Source organism: Actibacterium ureilyticum, assembly GCF_002285435.1.
Taxonomy (GTDB): Bacteria; Pseudomonadota; Alphaproteobacteria; order Rhodobacterales; family Rhodobacteraceae; genus Actibacterium_C; species Actibacterium_C ureilyticum.
In genome coordinates, this window is record NZ_NSBT01000024.1 from 213,433 (window position 1) to 229,350 (window position 15,918).

Below are 15,918 nucleotides of genomic sequence, written 5' to 3' on the forward strand. Positions count from 1 at the left end.
GCAACACACTCTGGCCCGTCGTGGCAGGGCTCAAGCGTGTTGCAGCTTTGCGCGACCAAGCTTCGCGCGGCAAAGCGCGGCAATGACGGGCACCGTATGACGACGATCGGCGAAGCGCCGTGCGATCGCGACGTGACGCGCGAGCGAAAGCCAGTGAAACAGATCGATCCGCGCATGATCCAGCGGCCCGCCCAGCACCGCATAGCCCTGGACGAAACTTTCAGCCAGCGCCGCATAGCCGCGCCCGTCGCCACCACGGCGCAGGTCCAGCTCGGTCAGATGCGCCAGGAAATTCCCGACATCGATTGCGGCATCCCCGCGCGCGTGCAGGTCAAGATCGACTAGCCACAGGATATCGTGCCCCACCACGACCTGATCAAAGTAGAAATCGCGATGCAGGCCGACCTCGGGCGCGGGCGGCAAGGCGGCAAGGCGTTCGGCCGCAAGCGTCGCCAGATCCGCATAGGGGCCGTCCGCGACAGCCTTGGACAGGACGGCCAGCTCATCGGCATGGCGCCAGCGACGGCTGGACTGCGGTGGCACCAGATGAAGCCTGGACAGCGCGCGCCCGGCGCGGCGCATCGCCATCGCGGCGTCCTGTCCGTCGATCAGCTGACCCAACGGGGTGCCCGCGACCTCTTCCTGCAGCCAGAGCGGCGGATCTGCGAAAGAGCCCAGCACGCGCGGCACCCCAATGCCGTCGCGACCATCAAGTCCCATCTTGCGCAATCCCGCCTGAACAGCCGGGGCAACCGCATCCTGCCCCTTGGCGCGCATCTTGCCAAGAACCACGCCCCCCGGACCCCGATACCGGACCAAAGCCCGGCGCCGTGGCTTGAGGCGTATCAACGTCGCCGAGGACGCATCGAACTGCGGCCTCAGGACCCGGGGATCAAGCGCGGCGTCCAGATGCGCGGTCGCATGAAGCCCATGATCAAGGACCCTGTCGATCCGTTTCAGAACCCCGGCGGCCTCAACGTCCCAGTTGGGGCGTCGGACACGGAACCCGTCATCCGCGCGCGCCAGCAGCGCGCGCGCGCGACAGGCCGCGATATCGGCGTCAGATGCCCGCCCGCCGGCCGCGCGATAGCCGGCAACAAGCGCGTCCCCCGCAGCCTCGGCCGCGTCCGCGCCGCGCAACCCGTCCAGATCCAGCGCCGCCAGCGCGGTCCCAAGGTCATAGGCGCCCGGTCCGGCACAGGTCCGGTCCCAGTCGACGATCTGCATGCGTTCCGGTCCGTGGACGATCTGATCGGCACTGAAATCGCCATGAAGCACAACCGCCGCGCTTTCGGGCACAGGCGGCATACGGCGCGCCACCGAACGGGCGTCGGCATCCAGCCCCGGCAGAAGCCAGCCGATATGCTGGGCCAGTGTCTTTGGCTCTGCAAGGGTCAGGGGCGCGTGTCCCTGCGGCGGCCGGGCCGCGTGCGCAGCGGCCAACGCCCCACCGGCCCGCACGAACGCGTCAAGCCCGGCGGCAGGATGCAGCACATGGCCCGGCACCCAGCGCGTTGCGATGGCACGGGCCCGTTTGCAGGCCCCGATGAAATCGGCGCCAACGCTGGCCGCACCAAATTGCGCCCCCGCAACTGCCCGGGCAAAGTCCGCCTCCCTTGCGTGCAGTTTCAATATGGCACGGGGTCCCTCTGGCCCGTCGGCGCGCAGCACCAGACGGCGGCCCGGCTTGTAGCGAAGAAGCGTAAGCGCGCATCCATCCAGCCCGACCCGCGCCAAAAGCTTTCTGCGCCGTTCCGGATCGGCCAGTGCCTGCGCGGCCTTGGGTTTGCGCGCCAGGGACAGCGGCACAAGGACGCTTTGGGTGTCGTCCAGAAAGATCGCACCTTCCTGCCATTCCGGGCGGGCGCGCACTTCGTTGAAGCGGTCCTGTGGATAGGTGGCGGCCAGCCAGGGCTCCAACCCGCCACCCTCGGGCATCAGCCCCGCGACACAGCTCGTCCATGGTTTATAAAGCAGATAGGACGGCCGAAGCCCCCCAAGCCCGGCCCGGGCGGCAAGCGCGGGCGCGTCGAGCACACCGGCAAGACCCGGAAGCTCGGGCTCGCGCAGGGCGATCTGGGTATCAGGATGCAAGCGCATGGGACCTGTCTCCTCTCTGGCGGGCATGGGCGGTGGCGAACCAGCCCCCCGCCGTTTTCAAGTCGTCTAATGTGCCGGTTTCGACCACGCGGCCGCCATCCAGCACCACGATGCGGTCACAGGTGGCCGCAAGCGCCAGATCATGCGTGATCAGAAGCGTTGTGCGCCCCTTGGCGGCAGCGGCGATGGCCTGGGCGACCTCGATCTCGGACGGACCGTCAAGACCGGTCGTCGGTTCATCGAGGATCAGGATCGGCGTCTGGCGCAGAAGCGCGCGCGCAATCGACATTCGCTGGCGTTGCCCCGCCGAAAGCGAACCGCCACGCTCGGCGATCCGGGCGTCATATCCCCCCGGCAAGGCCGCGATGAAGCCATGCGCCGCAGCCGCGCGGGCGGCGGCGTTGATCTCGTCCTCGGTCGGCACGCGGTCCAGGCCGAGAAGAAGATTGTCACGTACCGTGCCCGACACGATCAACGGCTCTTGCGGGACAAGCGCCACCTGCGCGCGCAGCGACGCCAGCGTCACATCACGCAGGTCGACGCCGTCTGCCAACACCCGACCGCGTTCGGGATCGAAAAGCCGCAGCGCCAGGCTTGCCAGCGTCGACTTGCCCGTACCCGACGGCCCGACCACCGCCACATGCTCGCCCGCAGCGATATCGAATTCGAGCCCGTCGAAAACCGCCGCACCGCCGGAATGCGCGAAACGGACATCCTCGAACCGCAGCGCGCCGGTCAGTGTCGGCGCAGGGACCGCATCCCGGCGGTCGCGCACCGCGTCGGTTTCGTCCATCAAGGCCACGACGCGCTCTGCGGCGGCTGTCGCCTTGGCAAGACGCGCGGTGTATTTGGCATAGCCCCGAACGGGCCGAAAAGTGTGTTTGAGGTAACTGACAAAGATCAGCAGATCGCCCGGCGTGATGCGTGCCGACAGAACCTGCAGCGTGCCGAAGAACAGGATCGCGGCCAGGCCCAGCCCCGCCAGAACGTCGACCGAACGCTCAAGCCCCGCCGTCAGGCGCGCACCGCGGATGCCTGCACGCATGTCGCCCTGATTGGCGCCGCCGAAGACGGCCGCGGTTCGCCCCTCCAGGCCCAATGCCTGAACCGAGCGGATACCGGCCAGAGTCTCGGTCGAGGTCGCGGCAAGATGCCCTTGCCGCTTGCGCTGTGTGCGGCTGACCTCGTGGATGCGCCCCGCCAGAAGCCGTGACAGGATCATCAGCACCGGCAAGGGCGCAAGCGCGATCAGTGCAAGCTGCCAGTCAAGCCAGAACATGACGCCCACCATGCCGACGAAAATGAGTGCATTCGCGGCCAGCGGCATGGCCGCCGTGACCATCGTTTCCTTCAACATCCCGACATCGCCCACAAGACGCATTGTCAGGTCACCGGCCCGCGCGCGCGTGTGGAAGCCGATCGAAAGCGACTGCAAATGCCGGAACAGATCGGCCCGCACCCGGGTCAGGACCGTATTGCCGACACGCGCAAATCCCATCGTGGCAAGAAACTGAAACAGCGCACGCAAAAGCACCGTCAGAAGCAGACCACTGGCACAGAGCGTCAGGATCAGCATGGGATCGCGACCCGACAGCGCGGGCGCGCCCGTGGCCGAAGGGACCACGCTGTCGATCACGAATTTCAGCGCCCAAGGCTCGGCCAGACGCGCAATGGTGGCGAGGACCAGCGCCAGAACCGACCCCGCAAGCATAAGCCGATGACCACGCAGATAGGGCGCAAGCCGGCGCACGACGCGGCCAAGGCCCGGCAGCGTTTCCGACAGATGCACAGGGCGGCTCATGCCGCAGAACCCGCGTACCGCCCACAGGTCGCACGGCCGATCACACGCTCGGCCACGCCATCCCAGGTGCGATCCGCCAGAACGCTGGCGCGCCCGGCGCGACCCGTCTTGCGCCGGAAATCGGCGTCGTTGGCCAATACCACCAGCGCGCGGGCCAATGCCGCCGCGTCGCCCGGCGGCACGACACGACCGGTCACGCCGTCGCGAACGATCTCGGGCAGATGTCCCACGCGGGTCGTAACGACCGGAAGCCCGGCGGCCATGTATTCATAGATCTTGAGAGGCGAGAAATAGAAACCGTCGGACTTGCCATAAGGCGCGCAGCCCACATCCATGCCGGCCAGTTCAGCCGGGACACGGCACGCGGGAAGGGCACCGGTAAACGCGGCCCCGTCGTCGCAACCCAGTTCCCGCAATCGCGCCGCACAGGCGGCACGTTCAGGGCCATCGCCCACGACCAGCAGACGCGCATCGGGGATTTGCGCCCGCAGCCGTGCAAAGGCATCGATCAGCAGCGGCAGCCCATGCCAGGGCTTGAGCGACCCCAGAAAGCCCAGCGTAAAGGGCGCCGCCTTAAGGGGCGCGGGATTGGGAAAGCGCGCCGGGTCGATGGCGTTCGGCTCGACCAGCACCGAACGCGCGCCCATCTGGCGCGCGTGATCCGCCACAGGCTCTGAAACCGCCGAGACCAGGCACGCCGCGCTCATGGCCCGCCGAACCGATGTCTCTGCCGCGCCTGGCAGGGAAAGGGTGCGATGCGCGGATTGCTCGGCCAGCAGCGGCGCGTTGACCTCCAGCACCATCGGCACGCCTGCGGATCGCGCCCATTCGCTCGCGGCATGGGCATAAAGCGCATGGCGTTCATAGACGAAATCAGGGGCCAGCGCGTCCAGCGCGGCGATAACGGTCTGGTTCATCGCAAGCAGGCCCTTGGCCCGCACAGCGGGGTCCCCCTTGGGCGCGGGCGGCAGGACCTGGGTGGCGACATCGGCCAGATCGGCGGGGGCTGTCCCCTCCAGCCGCGGCGACAGGACCGTCACCGCAACGCCCCGGCGGACCAGCGCGCGCAGCATCTCTTGCACATGCACGGACGCGCCCTTGGTACCCCAGACAGGGATCCCGGGATCGGTAGAGACATAGACCACCCGCATCAGGCTGCCTCGCGTCCGTTGGCGCGACGTGCCAGCGCATCGGCCCAGTATCCCCGCAGCGCCGAAGCTGCGGTGGTGGCGTCGAACGATTGCGCGATCAGCGCGCGGGCGCGCAATGACAGGTCGCGGCGCAATGCGACATCGTCCAGCAGGCGCGCCATCGCGGTGGCCAGTGCCTGCGGGTCCGATTCAGGCGCGACAAGCCCGGTGTCGCCATCGCGCACCAGTTCAGGGATACCGACCACATCCGTCGAAACCACCGGCAGCCCCAGCGCCATCGCCTCGACCAGAACGGTCGGCAACCCGTCGCGGTTTCCGTCCGACCCCACCACGCAGGGGCAGGCCATCAGCGCGGCGCGGCGGATCATCGCGATCACCTCGGATTGCGGGCGTGGCCCCTCAAGGCGGATATGGTCCGACAGCCCCGCATCCCTGATCTGACAGGCCAGGTTCTCGCGCTCGTCGCCATCGCCGACGATCCGGCAAACCGGCATGCGCCCCTCGGCCACCATCAGGCGGATCGCTTCGATCAGGATGTGAAAACCCTTTTTCTCGACCAGCCGGCCAACGGCAAGGATTTCGGTTGCATCGGCGTCCGGGGGAACATGGGTGAAACGGCCGAGGTCAAGGCCGTTATAGACCCGGGCAAGGCGCGGTCCGGGGCCGAAGCGCCCCTGAAGATGGGCGATGTTATAGTCCGAAACCGTGACGCAGAAATCGGCATCGCGCAGCTTCAGGTCCAGGCGCTGCGGGGTCGTATAGTCGTGGTATATGTCCTTTGCATGCGCGGTGAAGCTGTACCCGATACCCGCCATCGCGGCAGCCAGCCGCGCGACCGAGGTCGACACGGTTCCGAAATGCGCATGCAGATGGACAAGACCACGGCGCTTGGCCAGCACGGCCAGTTCCAGCGCTTGGGCGACATCCTGCCCCGAGGCCACACCATCAGCCGCACGCAACGCGTCCCAGGCCTGGGGAAGTTCCGCACGCGCCGCATCCAGCCGCTGCCACAGACCCTCTACCCCCGAAAAGCGGTCCCTGATCCGCGTCACAGGTGCCCGCACGCGCCCCAGCATGTCCTGAAAATGCGTCTCGTCCACCGGGCGCAAGGCGAAGATGTCGATATCCTGCCCGGCGGCTTCGTGGGCAAGGATTTCGGTCACGATGAATGTCTCGGAAAAGCGCGGATAACGTTTCAGGACATATCCGATGCGGCCAACAGGGGGGGTGATTGCGGTCATGAGAGATCTCCGAAGGTCAGGCCACGAGAAGGCTGGAAGGGATCGCGGCGGCAAGCGATCGGATGCGCGCCAGACCGCCCATATCGGGCGCGCAGCCCGGGCGGGGCGCCGGGGCCGCCAGCCAGTTCGACAGCGCCTTGGGCGTCAGCGCATCCGGCAGGATCATCGACACCAGCCCGCGCGCGGCCAGTCTTTCGGTGCGCATCACCTGTTCGCGGCGCGGCGCATCCCGCGGAACGATCAGCGCGGGCGGGTCCAGCGCCAGCATCTCCATCGTGGTGTTGTATCCCCCCATGCCGATCAGGCGGGCAGCATGCGCCATCACACCGATGGGCTCGCGCAGAAAGGGCAACACGGTCAGATCGTCGCGCCCATCCGCCATTGCCGCGACGCTGTCCTTGTCGCTGTCCGGCATTTGCGAACCGGTCACAAGCACGCCGCGATGCCCTTCGGGCAGGCGAGCGCGGGCGAACGCCCGGCACAGCGCAAGGCCGTCGCGCCCACCGCCCACGGCGCAATAGACATATGGGCGCGGGTCCGCGTCCGTGACCATCGCCAGGTCCCGTGCGGCCTGTGCCGCATCGCGCCGGCCCGTCGGGTCCAGATAACCGACATGCACCGCCTTGCCCGCAAACGGCGCCTGCATCTCGCAATCTTTCAAAAGGTCATAGAACGCCGCATCGCCGTAAACCCAGACCCCATCGTAAAATCGGCGAACGGTCTCGAAGTTGCGTTGGCGCAACCACTGGCGCCGCACGGTCGCGCTGTCGTCGATCACGTCGCGCAGCCCCAGAATGACGCGGGCCCGTCCGCGCGCGCGCAGGAACCGCAAGGTCCGGTCAAGCTCGTATTGCGCGCCGCGCGGCACGTTGTCGACGATCACCAGATCGGGGTCGAAGCCTTCGGCGGTCGAACGGATGGTGCGGGCGCGCAGGTCGGCAAGACGCGCAAGATCGCCGCCCAGATCGCGGGGCCAATAGCTGCCGTCGCTTTGCTTGGCATAGGCGGGCAGCGTCACACAATCGACGCCGGCGGGCATGGTAAAGGCACCCGCCTCGCGCATGCCGCCGATCAGCAATATCTCGGGCCGCGGCGTGATCTCGGACAGGGCCGCCGCCAGAAGCAGATTGCGCCGCAAGTGACCATAGCCCAGCGTGTCATGAGAATAGAGCATGATCCGCATCGGCGCGGCGCGGCGGCCGCCGGCGGCACCGGCCGGACGGCCAATTTTGGGGTCTTCGAACATCTGTACTGTTCCCGAAGCTTTGCGTGGCGCGTCGCCACCGTCTCGGTCAGTTAACGCGCGTCTTCTTCATCGGACCCGTTAGAAGAGGCTTAAGAAGCATTAGAATTCTATTAGAGAACGCAAAAGCGTCGTGCCCATCCCCCCGGGCGCGGCTAAGGTCGCGCCCAAGACCAAAGGGGGGACCGAATGCGCATTGCCGCCAAAATCGTTCTTGCACAGGTGGCGCTTGTCCTTGCTGCGGGGGCTGTTGCGGCCGTCATGCTGACAACGGTGCGCGGCAGCAAGTCGGTCATGCGCGAGATCAGCGACAGTTACGAGCAGACGCTGACGGTCCAGACCATCGCCCAGATGGCGGACAAATATGCGGAACAGATCGCTGAACTGATCATCCTCGGCCTCGACCCGACCGAGGCGGAAGCGGCACGCGACACCCTTCTGGCGACAATCGGCAAGATGGAAGCGCAGGTAGAGGACGAGATCGCCGAGCTTCAGGAAATAGGCGACATCGACGAAATCGCGGAAGAGAACCAGGAACTTGAACGGATGCGAAGCCTGCGCGGCGCCGTCGTCCGGCTAGAGGAGGCCCGGCTGCGGTTGATGGGCGCGCTTGGCGGCGGAAACCGCGCATTGGCGGTCGAAATCTATAGCAACGAGATCGAAGAGGGTCTTGGCGCGGTGCTTGACCGACTGGCCGAGGAATCCGTCGCGCGCGAGCGGCTCGAAGTGACCGCCGCCCTAGCCCAGTCGCGCGCGTCGGCATCCCGCCTGTTGTGGATTGCGGGCTTTCTGGCCCTTGCCGCGCTGGTCGGGGCGGCGGTTCTGTCGATGTTCCTGCATCGCAGCGTGCTGCGGCCGATTGGACGGCTCAGCGAAGGCGTGCGCGCGGTCACGGCCGGCGATCTGGCAACCAGCGTGGGCGACAATCGCCGCGACGAGTTCGGCGAGGTTGGCCGCGGCTTCGACCATATGGCCGCGCGGATCGCCGCCCAGCGCAACGCCTTGATCGACGCGCGTCAGGATCTGGAACGGCAGGTGGCCGAGCGGACCGAGGCGCTGAGCGAAGCCCTGCGCCATCTTGAGGTCCAGTCCGAGCAACGCTCGCGCTTTCTTGCAGATATCAGCCACGAATTGCGGACGCCGCTTACCGTCCTGCGTGGCCGGGCCGAGGTGGCGCTGGCCGATTCGCAAACCGATGCGGACGGCATGCGACAGGTGCTGAAGCGGATCGTGCACACGTCGAACCATCTTGGCCGGCTGGTCGAGGACCTGCTGTTCCTCGCCCGGTCCGAGGCCGGGGTGATCCCGATCGAACGCGGCCCCGTCGTTTTGCAGGATGTGCTGGCCGATGCCCTTCTGGACAGCCGCGAGCTGGCATCGCGCAAACAGATCTTTCTGCTGCCGCGTCAACCGGCGGAGCCGTTGATCGTCGAAGGCGACGGCGACCGGCTGCGTCAGGCGTTGCTGATCCCGCTGGACAATGCGGTCGAGGCCGCACCCGAGGGCAGCACGGTATCGGTGACCTTGGAACGGACGGACGACACCGCCATAATGGCTGTTGCCGACGAAGGGCCGGGCTTCAGCGAGGAAGAAATCGCAATCCCCGCGCGCCGGTTCCGCAAGGGGCGCGGGCGTGGCACCGGGCTGGGGTTGTCCATTGCCTCGTGGATAATGGAGGGCCACGGCGGTGCCCTTCGCATCGCCAACGGCACCGATGGCGGGGCCGTGGTGCGGCTTGAGCTGCCAGTGGTGAAATCATGAACGCACCAGCCCGAATCCTGCTTGTCGAAGACGATTTCGAGATCTGCGAGATCGTGACCTCGGGCCTGCGCCTTGAGGGGCACGAGGTATCGGTGCGGACGTTTGGCGCGGGGCTTGTCGAGCACGTCGCTGCCGACCCGCCCGCGCTGATCGTCCTTGATCGCACGCTGCCCGACGCCGAAGGGGCAGAGCTGTGCCGTGCCCTGCGGGCGGCTGGCAGCGGGGTGATGATCCTGATGCTTACCGCGCGCGACAGCCTGGAGGAGAAGCTGCAAGGGCTGGATGCCGGGGCGGATGACTATCTGACCAAGCCGTTTGCGCTGTCCGAGCTTGCAGCACGGGTAAAGGTTCTGTTGCGCCGCGCGGGTCATTCGGGCCAGGCCGGGCATGCCCCGCCCGTATCGACGCTGGGTCCGCTCCGCCTGGACCGGTCAGCCGCCGCGGCCGAGGTCGACGGTGCGCCGCTGTCGCTGACCGCGACCGAATTCGCCCTGCTTGCCGCCCTTTTGGAAAATCAGGGCCGGGTCATGAGCCGAACCGAGCTGTTGAAGGCGGTCTGGGGCTATGACTTCGACCCGCACACGAATGTCGTCGAAGTTTATGTGTCCTACCTGCGGCGCAAGCTTCATGGCGCGACAGACACAGTGGTTCTGCGCAACGTGCGCGGCTTCGGCTATACGATCGAAACCGCCTGACACCCGTGTGCGCGGCACGCACATTCCAGACCGGCGCGTGCTCTGCCGCTTAGCCGTCGCGGCCCGCGGGCTTGCCATCCCGCACCAGACGATAGACCCCTTCGGGCAGGTCCAGCGCGGCGCTCAGATCTTCCAGCTGGGCGATGGACAGGGTGATCTTCTGGACCCGCTCGGTTCGGGGGTCCAGCTGTTCGATGGTGACGCAATCGTCGAAAGCGTTGATGGTGATGTCTTCCTGCAGGTGGCCCGGGCCTTCGTCGACCAGGGTCACCACGGTGGCATCGAATTCATGCTCGATCGTAAACATGTGATCAGGCTAGCCTGCGGCCCGGCGAATGCAAACCGCTTTTACGCACTGGAACCCGGCGCCAGGTTTGCTACATTCAGGACGTCAACGACCGATAGGTATCGCATGCGTTTCATCGTTCCCCTGTTCTGTCTGGCTCTGGCCGGTTGCGTGACCACGACACAGCAATCGACCACGCCGCAATCGAAACCCCAGGCACAGTCGCAATCGGCGCCCAAGCTGTCGGCCAGCACCGCCGCCCGGAATTTCCGCGCCGTCGTGGCGCGGGTCGAGCCGGTGGCCGAACGCGAATGCCGGGCCCGCACCAAGGGCGTGAATTGCGATTTCGACATCCGGGTTGATGACCGCGCGAACCAGCCCGCCAACGCGTTCCAGACGCTCAGCAAATCGGGGCGGCCGATCATCGTGTTCAACGTCGCCCTGATCGGCGATGCGCGCAATCAGGACGAGCTGGCCTTTGTTTTGGGGCACGAGGCCTCGCACCACATCCAGCAGCATATCGCCAAACAGCAGCAATCGGCGGTGGCCGGGGCGCTGATCGCCGGCGTGCTGGCGTCGATTGGCGGTGCGGGCGATGCGGGCGTGCAGACCGCGCAGGATCTGGGCGGCACGGTGGGCGCGCGCGCCTTTTCCAAGGATATGGAGCTTGAGGCGGATTCGCTGGGCGCGGTGATCGCGCACAAGGCCGGGTACAATCCGCGCCGCGGGGCCGAGTTCTTTTTCCGCATCCCCGATCCGGGCGACCGGTTCCTGGGCACGCACCCGCCCAATGCCGAACGCCGCCGCGCGGTGAACAAGGTCGCCTCGCAGCTCTAGGGCGCCTTGACCCTGATCAAGGCGGGCTGGCTTGCCGAATGGTTCAATCAACGTGAAGCGCGTTGCAGACCAAGGAGAGCCACCATGCCCGAAGGGTCCAAAATGGAACAGCACCGAACGCTTTTCCACCGCATGTCCGATGCGGTGGGGGTCGACCTCGCACAACAGGCCCAAGCAGGGAATTTCCCGCCCGAAGACGAAACCGCGCTGATCCAGCGCTGCGTGCGCTGCCTGCAACCGGCGGCCTGCGCGGATCTGCTGGACAGTGGCGCGGTCCTGTCCGAACCGCCCGATTACTGCGAGAATGTCGCGCGGCTGTTGGCGATGCGGTCCGATGGCTGAGCCCGCACTTGCCCGTCCCGGCGATCTGGACCGGCATTTCTGGCTGAGCCGGGGCATGGCCCGCACGCTGGGGATCCGGTTTTCCGACGTGATGCGCGACGGCCGGCTCAGCACGCATGAATTTACCGATCTGGTGAACACCTGCCGGGGATGCGCGATGTCGGACCGGTGTGTGGGCTGGATGGCCCGGGCCGAGGCGGTGGGCGAACCCGCGCCCGGCTTCTGCGAAATCCGCGGAATCCTCAACCGGCTGGGCCGGAACCGCCCGCGCTAGACGGCAAAGCGGCTTGACCCGCAGCCATGTTCGGCTATTCCTCGGCCCCACCTTGAGGGGAGGCGCCGATGGATCAGGTCGCAATCACCGGAAGCGGGGTCTTCACCCCGTCCGAAATCATCACCAATGACGAGCTTGTCGTGGCGTTCAACGCCTATGCCGACCGGTTCAACGCCGCACATGCCGATGCGATCGCGGCGGGCGAGGTCGACGCGATGGCGCATTCGTCAGCCGATTTCATCGTCAGCGCCTCGGGGATCGAACAGCGTTTCGTGATGGACAAGACCGGCGTGCTGGACCCCGCCGTGATGCACCCGCTGCTGCGCCAGCGCAGCGATGACGAGCCGGGCATCATGGCCGAGATGGCGCTCGATGCCTGCACCAAGGCGCTGACCCAGGCCAATGTCGCCGCCGAAAACGTGGATGCGGTGATCGTGGCCGCGTCGAACCACGAGCGCGCCTATCCCGCCATTGCGATCGAGGTGCAGGACCTGCTGGGTTGCGGCGGGTTCGGCTTCGACATGAACGTCGCCTGCTCCTCGGCCACGTTCGGTATTCAGGCCGCCGCCGACATGATCCGGTCTGGCAGCATCGCCAAGGCGTTGGTCGTCAACCCCGAGATCTGCTCGGCCCATCTGGAATGGCGCGACCGGGATTGTCATTTCATCTTCGGCGATGTCTGCACCGCGGTGCTGCTGGAACGCGAGGCCGATGCGACGGGCCCGCGTTTCACCATCCGGTCGACCCGCTGCGCGACGCAGTTTTCGAACAATATCCGCAACAATAACGGCTTCCTGCGCCGCACCCGGCCCGATGGCCTGGCCGACCGCCGCGACATGCAGTTCATGCAAAACGGGCGCAAGGTCTTCAAAGAGGTGCTGCCGCTGGTCTCGGCCCATATCCAGGACCACATGACCGACGAGGGCATCGGCGCGGACGACCTGAAACGGCTGTGGCTGCATCAGGCCAACAAGTCGATGAACGACTTCATCGGGCGCAAGGTTCTGGGCCGCACGCCGGAACCCGGCGAACAGCCCAACATCCTGCAAGATTATGCAAACACGTCCTCGGCCGGATCGATCATCGCCTTTTCCCGTCACTCGGCAGATCTGACGCCCGGCGATGTCGGGCTGATCTGTTCGTTCGGCGCGGGCTATTCGGTTGGATCAGTCCTGGTCGAACGGCGCGGCTGACGATCAGACCGATTCGTCTTCCAGGTGCAGCTTCATGTCCAGCAGCACCTCTTGCAGCGCGACGGTTTCCCGCAACAGCCGCTTGGCCTCGTTGATGCTGATGATGCCGTCCTCGATCGACTGGTTGTATTCCGCCATCAGCATCGCGAAACGCTGCGACAACGCCACCACATCGGCATTCACGCCACCGCTTTTCTCGCTGTTCTTGCGTTGCTGGTCATAGGACAGCGTGATCCCCTGAAGCTCGGCCAGGGCCGTGGTCACATGGGGAAAACGCGATGCGGCTTCCAGCGCGGCGACCGCGTCGACGGGCATGAAACGCTCTGCGTGCTCTTCCGCGTCCGAGTAATATCGGCCCAGCGTTGCCTTGGACCGGCCGGTCAGCTGACAGGCGGCTTCGATGCCCACATCCTTGACCAAAGCTTCGGTGTGTTTCTTCAGGTAACTGCCAACGGCCGCTTTACTTGTTTCCGTAGTCATCCATTCAACCTTGTGGTTAGGGGAAAGACCCCCGTCCTTTCCCATTAATCCGTCTGAACGAATTTGTCATATATAAACCATCCCGAGGGTAACGGGATAGTAGCGAGTTACCGACGTTCCCAGCGTCGGATTCGGGTGGGGGTCAACTGTTTTCCTGTCAGGAAGGGGTGACGGGGCCGGTCAAACGGCAGCAGAACAGTGGCCCTACATAGCGTTATAAAAGGTGCACCGGTCCAAAGCTTCATCCCCGGCGCAAGCCAGCCCAGGACCGAAAACGTATCGCGAACGGCCATTGTTTGGTCACCCGAGCAGTTGGATTGCCCCCACCCGCACTTCCGCTTGATCCCACCCTTCAAGGGTGGGACAAGCTTTCATGGCCAAGCTCTACTTTCACTATTCGACCATGAACGCGGGCAAATCGACGATCCTGCTTCAAGCTTCCCACAACTATCATGAACGCGGAATGCGGACCTATCTGCTGACCGCCGCGCTGGACGACCGGGCGGGCGACGGGCGCATTGCCTCGCGCATCGGGATCGGGGCGGATGCGGACGGGTTCCGCAGCGGCGACGACCTGTTCGACATGATCGCCGCGCGGATCGAGGCCGATGCCTGTGCCTGTGTTTTCATCGACGAGGCCCAATTCCTGACCAAGGATCAGGTCTGGCAACTGGCCCGGGTCGTCGATGATCTGGGCGTGCCGGTGATGTGTTACGGGCTGCGCGTCGATTTCCGGGGCGAGCTGTTTCCCGGCTCGGCCGCGCTGCTGGCGCTGGCCGATGAAATGCGCGAGGTGCGCACGATCTGCCATTGCGGGAAAAAGGCCACCATGGTCGTGCGCAAGGGTGCCGACGGCAAGGCGCTGCGAGAGGGCGCGCAGGTCCAGATCGGCGGGAACGAGACCTATGTCTCGCTCTGCCGCCGACACTGGCGCGCCGAAATGGGCTGTTAAATAACCGCCTCGATCAAAAACGGCCCGGGCGTTTCCAGCCCGCGCCGCAGGGCGGTTGCGAAATCTTCGGCCGTTTCGGCCCGCACGCCCGGCACCCCATGGCCCAGCGCCAGCGCGACGAAATCCAGTTCGGGGTTGGCAATATCGAACATCGCCGCGGCATTGCGCCCCGATTGCCCCGCGCCGACATTGGACAATTCACCCCACAGGATCTGATACCCGCGATTGGCAAAGACAATCACCGTCACATCCAGCTGCTCGCGCGCCATCGTCCAAAGCGACTGGATTGTGTACATGGCCGAGCCATCGCCGGTCTGGGCAATCACCTTACGCTCCGGACAGGCGACCGCCGCCCCCACCGCCATCGGCAGGCAGTTTCCGATCGCCCCGCCCATCGTGTGCAGCCAATCATGCGGTCGCGCGGTGCGTGTCGCCGCCTGTACCGGGGCCGAGGATGTGACCCCCTCATCCACCATGATCGCGTTTTCGGGCATCAGATGCGCCACCACCGCGCCGACTTTTTCGGCGTCCAGCTTGCCGGTGGGCAGGTCGGGGATGTCCAGCACCTCGACCGGTGGGGCGGTTTCGGGGTCCACCCCCACGGCCCGCGCCAGCGATTGCAGGCTGGCCGCATAATCCATCCGCGCATCGCACAGCTCGATCACCCGGCAACCCGGCGGTTCGGGCAGGCTGGGCTTGCCGGGATAGGCAAAGAACCCCACGGGCCGCGCCGCGCCACACAGGACCAACGTGTCGGTCCCCGCCAGGATCTGGGTGTTCTGATCGATGTGATAGGCCAGCCGGTCGATCCGGGCCGTCCCGGCCCCACGCCGGATGCGTGGCGTGAAATAGGGGCCCATCAGCCGACAGCCGGTCGCCTGTGCGATCTGGCCGCCCAGATGCAACAGCCCTTCGGACATGTGCCCGCCACCGATCATCAGCGCCGCACCGGGCTGGCGCAGCGCGTCGGCCGCAACGGCAATGGCCGCGTCATCGGCCTGGCGCAGGGGCGCGGGTGCGGGCGTCGCAGCGGGCACATCGGCGTTATCCCACGCCGTATTCGCGGGCAGGATCAGCGTCGCCACCTGCCCGTTCAGCCCTCGCGCCGCCTGAACCGCCGCCGCACCATCGGTGGCGACCGACGCCGCATCACCCGACACCCGCGTCCAGTCGGAGACCGTCCGACTGACCCCCGGCGCGTCGCTTTTCAGCGGGCTTTCATAGCGCTGGTGATAGGTCGCGTGATCGCCCACCACATTGACCATCCCGCTGCCCGCCTTGGCCGCGTTATGGGCATTGGCAAAAGCATTGCCGAAGCCCGGCGCCAGATGCAGCAGCGTCGCCGCCGGATCGCGTGTCATCCGGAAATAGCCATCCGCCGCGCCCGTTGTGCCGCCCTCGAACAGGCACAGGACACAGCGCATGTCGGGATGGGCATCCAGCGCGGCCACAAAATGCATCTCGGACGTGCCGGGATTGGCGAAACAGACCGTCACACCGGCATCGAGAAAGGTTCTGACAAGGGATTCCGCGCCGTTCATCGGGGCCTCCTGCTGCGTGTG

At 66.1% G+C, this 15,918-nt stretch carries 15 protein-coding genes; 7 read left to right on the top strand and 8 right to left on the bottom strand.

Going from position 1 to position 15,918, the window contains the following annotated elements; translation table 11 throughout:
• Positions 1–30: 30 nt before the first annotated feature.
• From CLM60_RS07110 to CLM60_RS07130, 5 genes are read right to left on the bottom strand one after another with little or no spacing between them, the layout of a single operon-like run.
• Complete coding sequence (locus CLM60_RS07110; RefSeq protein ID WP_176473819.1) at positions 31–2,100, bottom strand: phosphotransferase family protein; 2,070 nt, start codon at positions 2,098–2,100, stop codon at positions 31–33.
• On the bottom strand, positions 2,084–3,901 hold the full coding sequence (locus CLM60_RS07115) for an ABC transporter ATP-binding protein (RefSeq protein ID WP_095588467.1): 1,818 nt from the start codon (positions 3,899–3,901) through the stop codon (positions 2,084–2,086). The genes CLM60_RS07110 and CLM60_RS07115 overlap by 17 nt, the downstream gene beginning before the upstream one ends.
• Entirely contained in the window at positions 3,898–5,052 is a 1,155-nt protein-coding gene (locus CLM60_RS07120) for a glycosyltransferase family 4 protein (protein ID WP_095588468.1), read from the bottom strand. Before CLM60_RS07120 ends, CLM60_RS07115 begins: the two co-directional genes overlap by 4 nt.
• A complete protein-coding gene (locus CLM60_RS07125; RefSeq protein ID WP_095588469.1) occupies positions 5,052–6,293 on the bottom strand; it encodes a glycosyltransferase family 4 protein in 1,242 nt (413 codons plus the stop codon). Before CLM60_RS07125 ends, CLM60_RS07120 begins: the two co-directional genes overlap by 1 nt.
• Positions 6,294–6,309: 16 nt before the next feature.
• Entirely contained in the window at positions 6,310–7,539 is a 1,230-nt protein-coding gene (locus CLM60_RS07130) for a glycosyltransferase family protein (RefSeq protein WP_095588470.1), read from the bottom strand.
• A 186-nt stretch (positions 7,540–7,725) separates the two neighbouring features.
• On the opposite strand from CLM60_RS07130, the gene CLM60_RS07135 reads away from it, so the two are divergent.
• Both CLM60_RS07135 and CLM60_RS07140 read left to right on the top strand, forming a co-directional pair.
• Positions 7,726–9,297: an ATP-binding protein gene (locus CLM60_RS07135; protein WP_095588471.1), complete on the top strand. Its 1,572-nt coding sequence runs from the start codon at positions 7,726–7,728 to the stop codon at positions 9,295–9,297.
• The gene (locus CLM60_RS07140; protein ID WP_095588472.1) at positions 9,294–9,992 is read left to right on the top strand and encodes a response regulator transcription factor; all 699 of its coding nucleotides are present in this window, start codon (positions 9,294–9,296) and stop codon (positions 9,990–9,992) included. The genes CLM60_RS07135 and CLM60_RS07140 overlap by 4 nt, the downstream gene beginning before the upstream one ends.
• A 49-nt stretch (positions 9,993–10,041) precedes the next feature.
• Here CLM60_RS07140 and CLM60_RS07145 read toward each other — a convergent pair whose 3' ends face one another.
• Positions 10,042–10,299 carry a hypothetical protein gene (locus CLM60_RS07145; protein WP_095588473.1) on the bottom strand — a complete coding sequence of 86 codons (258 nt, stop codon included), beginning with the start codon at positions 10,297–10,299 and terminating at the stop codon, positions 10,042–10,044.
• A 105-nt stretch (positions 10,300–10,404) separates the two neighbouring features.
• Between CLM60_RS07145 and CLM60_RS07150 the strand changes: the two genes are divergently transcribed.
• The 4 genes from CLM60_RS07150 to CLM60_RS07165 all read left to right on the top strand — a co-directional run bounded on the left by CLM60_RS07150 (position 10,405) and on the right by CLM60_RS07165 (position 12,924).
• Positions 10,405–11,115, top strand: coding sequence for a M48 family metallopeptidase (locus CLM60_RS07150; RefSeq protein WP_095588474.1), 711 nt, complete (start codon positions 10,405–10,407; stop codon positions 11,113–11,115).
• Between the two features lie 84 nt (positions 11,116–11,199).
• The gene (locus tag CLM60_RS07155; RefSeq protein WP_095588475.1) at positions 11,200–11,457 is read left to right on the top strand and encodes a DUF6455 family protein; all 258 of its coding nucleotides are present in this window, start codon (positions 11,200–11,202) and stop codon (positions 11,455–11,457) included.
• Entirely contained in the window at positions 11,450–11,731 is a 282-nt protein-coding gene (locus CLM60_RS07160) for a DUF6455 family protein (protein WP_095588476.1), read from the top strand. The genes CLM60_RS07155 and CLM60_RS07160 overlap by 8 nt, the downstream gene beginning before the upstream one ends.
• 68 nt (positions 11,732–11,799) lie before the next feature.
• On the top strand, positions 11,800–12,924 hold the full coding sequence (locus CLM60_RS07165) for a beta-ketoacyl-ACP synthase III (protein WP_095588477.1): 1,125 nt from the start codon (positions 11,800–11,802) through the stop codon (positions 12,922–12,924).
• A gap of 3 nt (positions 12,925–12,927) precedes the next feature.
• Here the strand turns inward: CLM60_RS07165 and CLM60_RS07170 are convergent, their stop codons facing one another.
• Positions 12,928–13,404, bottom strand: a complete 477-nt coding sequence (locus tag CLM60_RS07170) for a hypothetical protein (RefSeq protein WP_095588478.1) — start codon at positions 13,402–13,404, stop codon at positions 12,928–12,930.
• A gap of 373 nt (positions 13,405–13,777) precedes the next feature.
• Here CLM60_RS07170 and CLM60_RS07175 point away from each other — a divergent pair, with 373 nt between their 5' ends.
• The gene (locus CLM60_RS07175; RefSeq protein ID WP_095588479.1) at positions 13,778–14,356 is read left to right on the top strand and encodes a thymidine kinase; all 579 of its coding nucleotides are present in this window, start codon (positions 13,778–13,780) and stop codon (positions 14,354–14,356) included.
• On the opposite strand, the gene CLM60_RS07180 is transcribed toward CLM60_RS07175, so the two are convergent.
• Positions 14,353–15,897 carry an acetolactate synthase large subunit gene (locus tag CLM60_RS07180; RefSeq protein ID WP_095588480.1) on the bottom strand — a complete coding sequence of 515 codons (1,545 nt, stop codon included), beginning with the start codon at positions 15,895–15,897 and terminating at the stop codon, positions 14,353–14,355. The two genes, CLM60_RS07175 and CLM60_RS07180, sit on opposite strands and share 4 nt — an antisense overlap.
• Between the last annotated feature and the right edge of the window lie 21 nt (positions 15,898–15,918).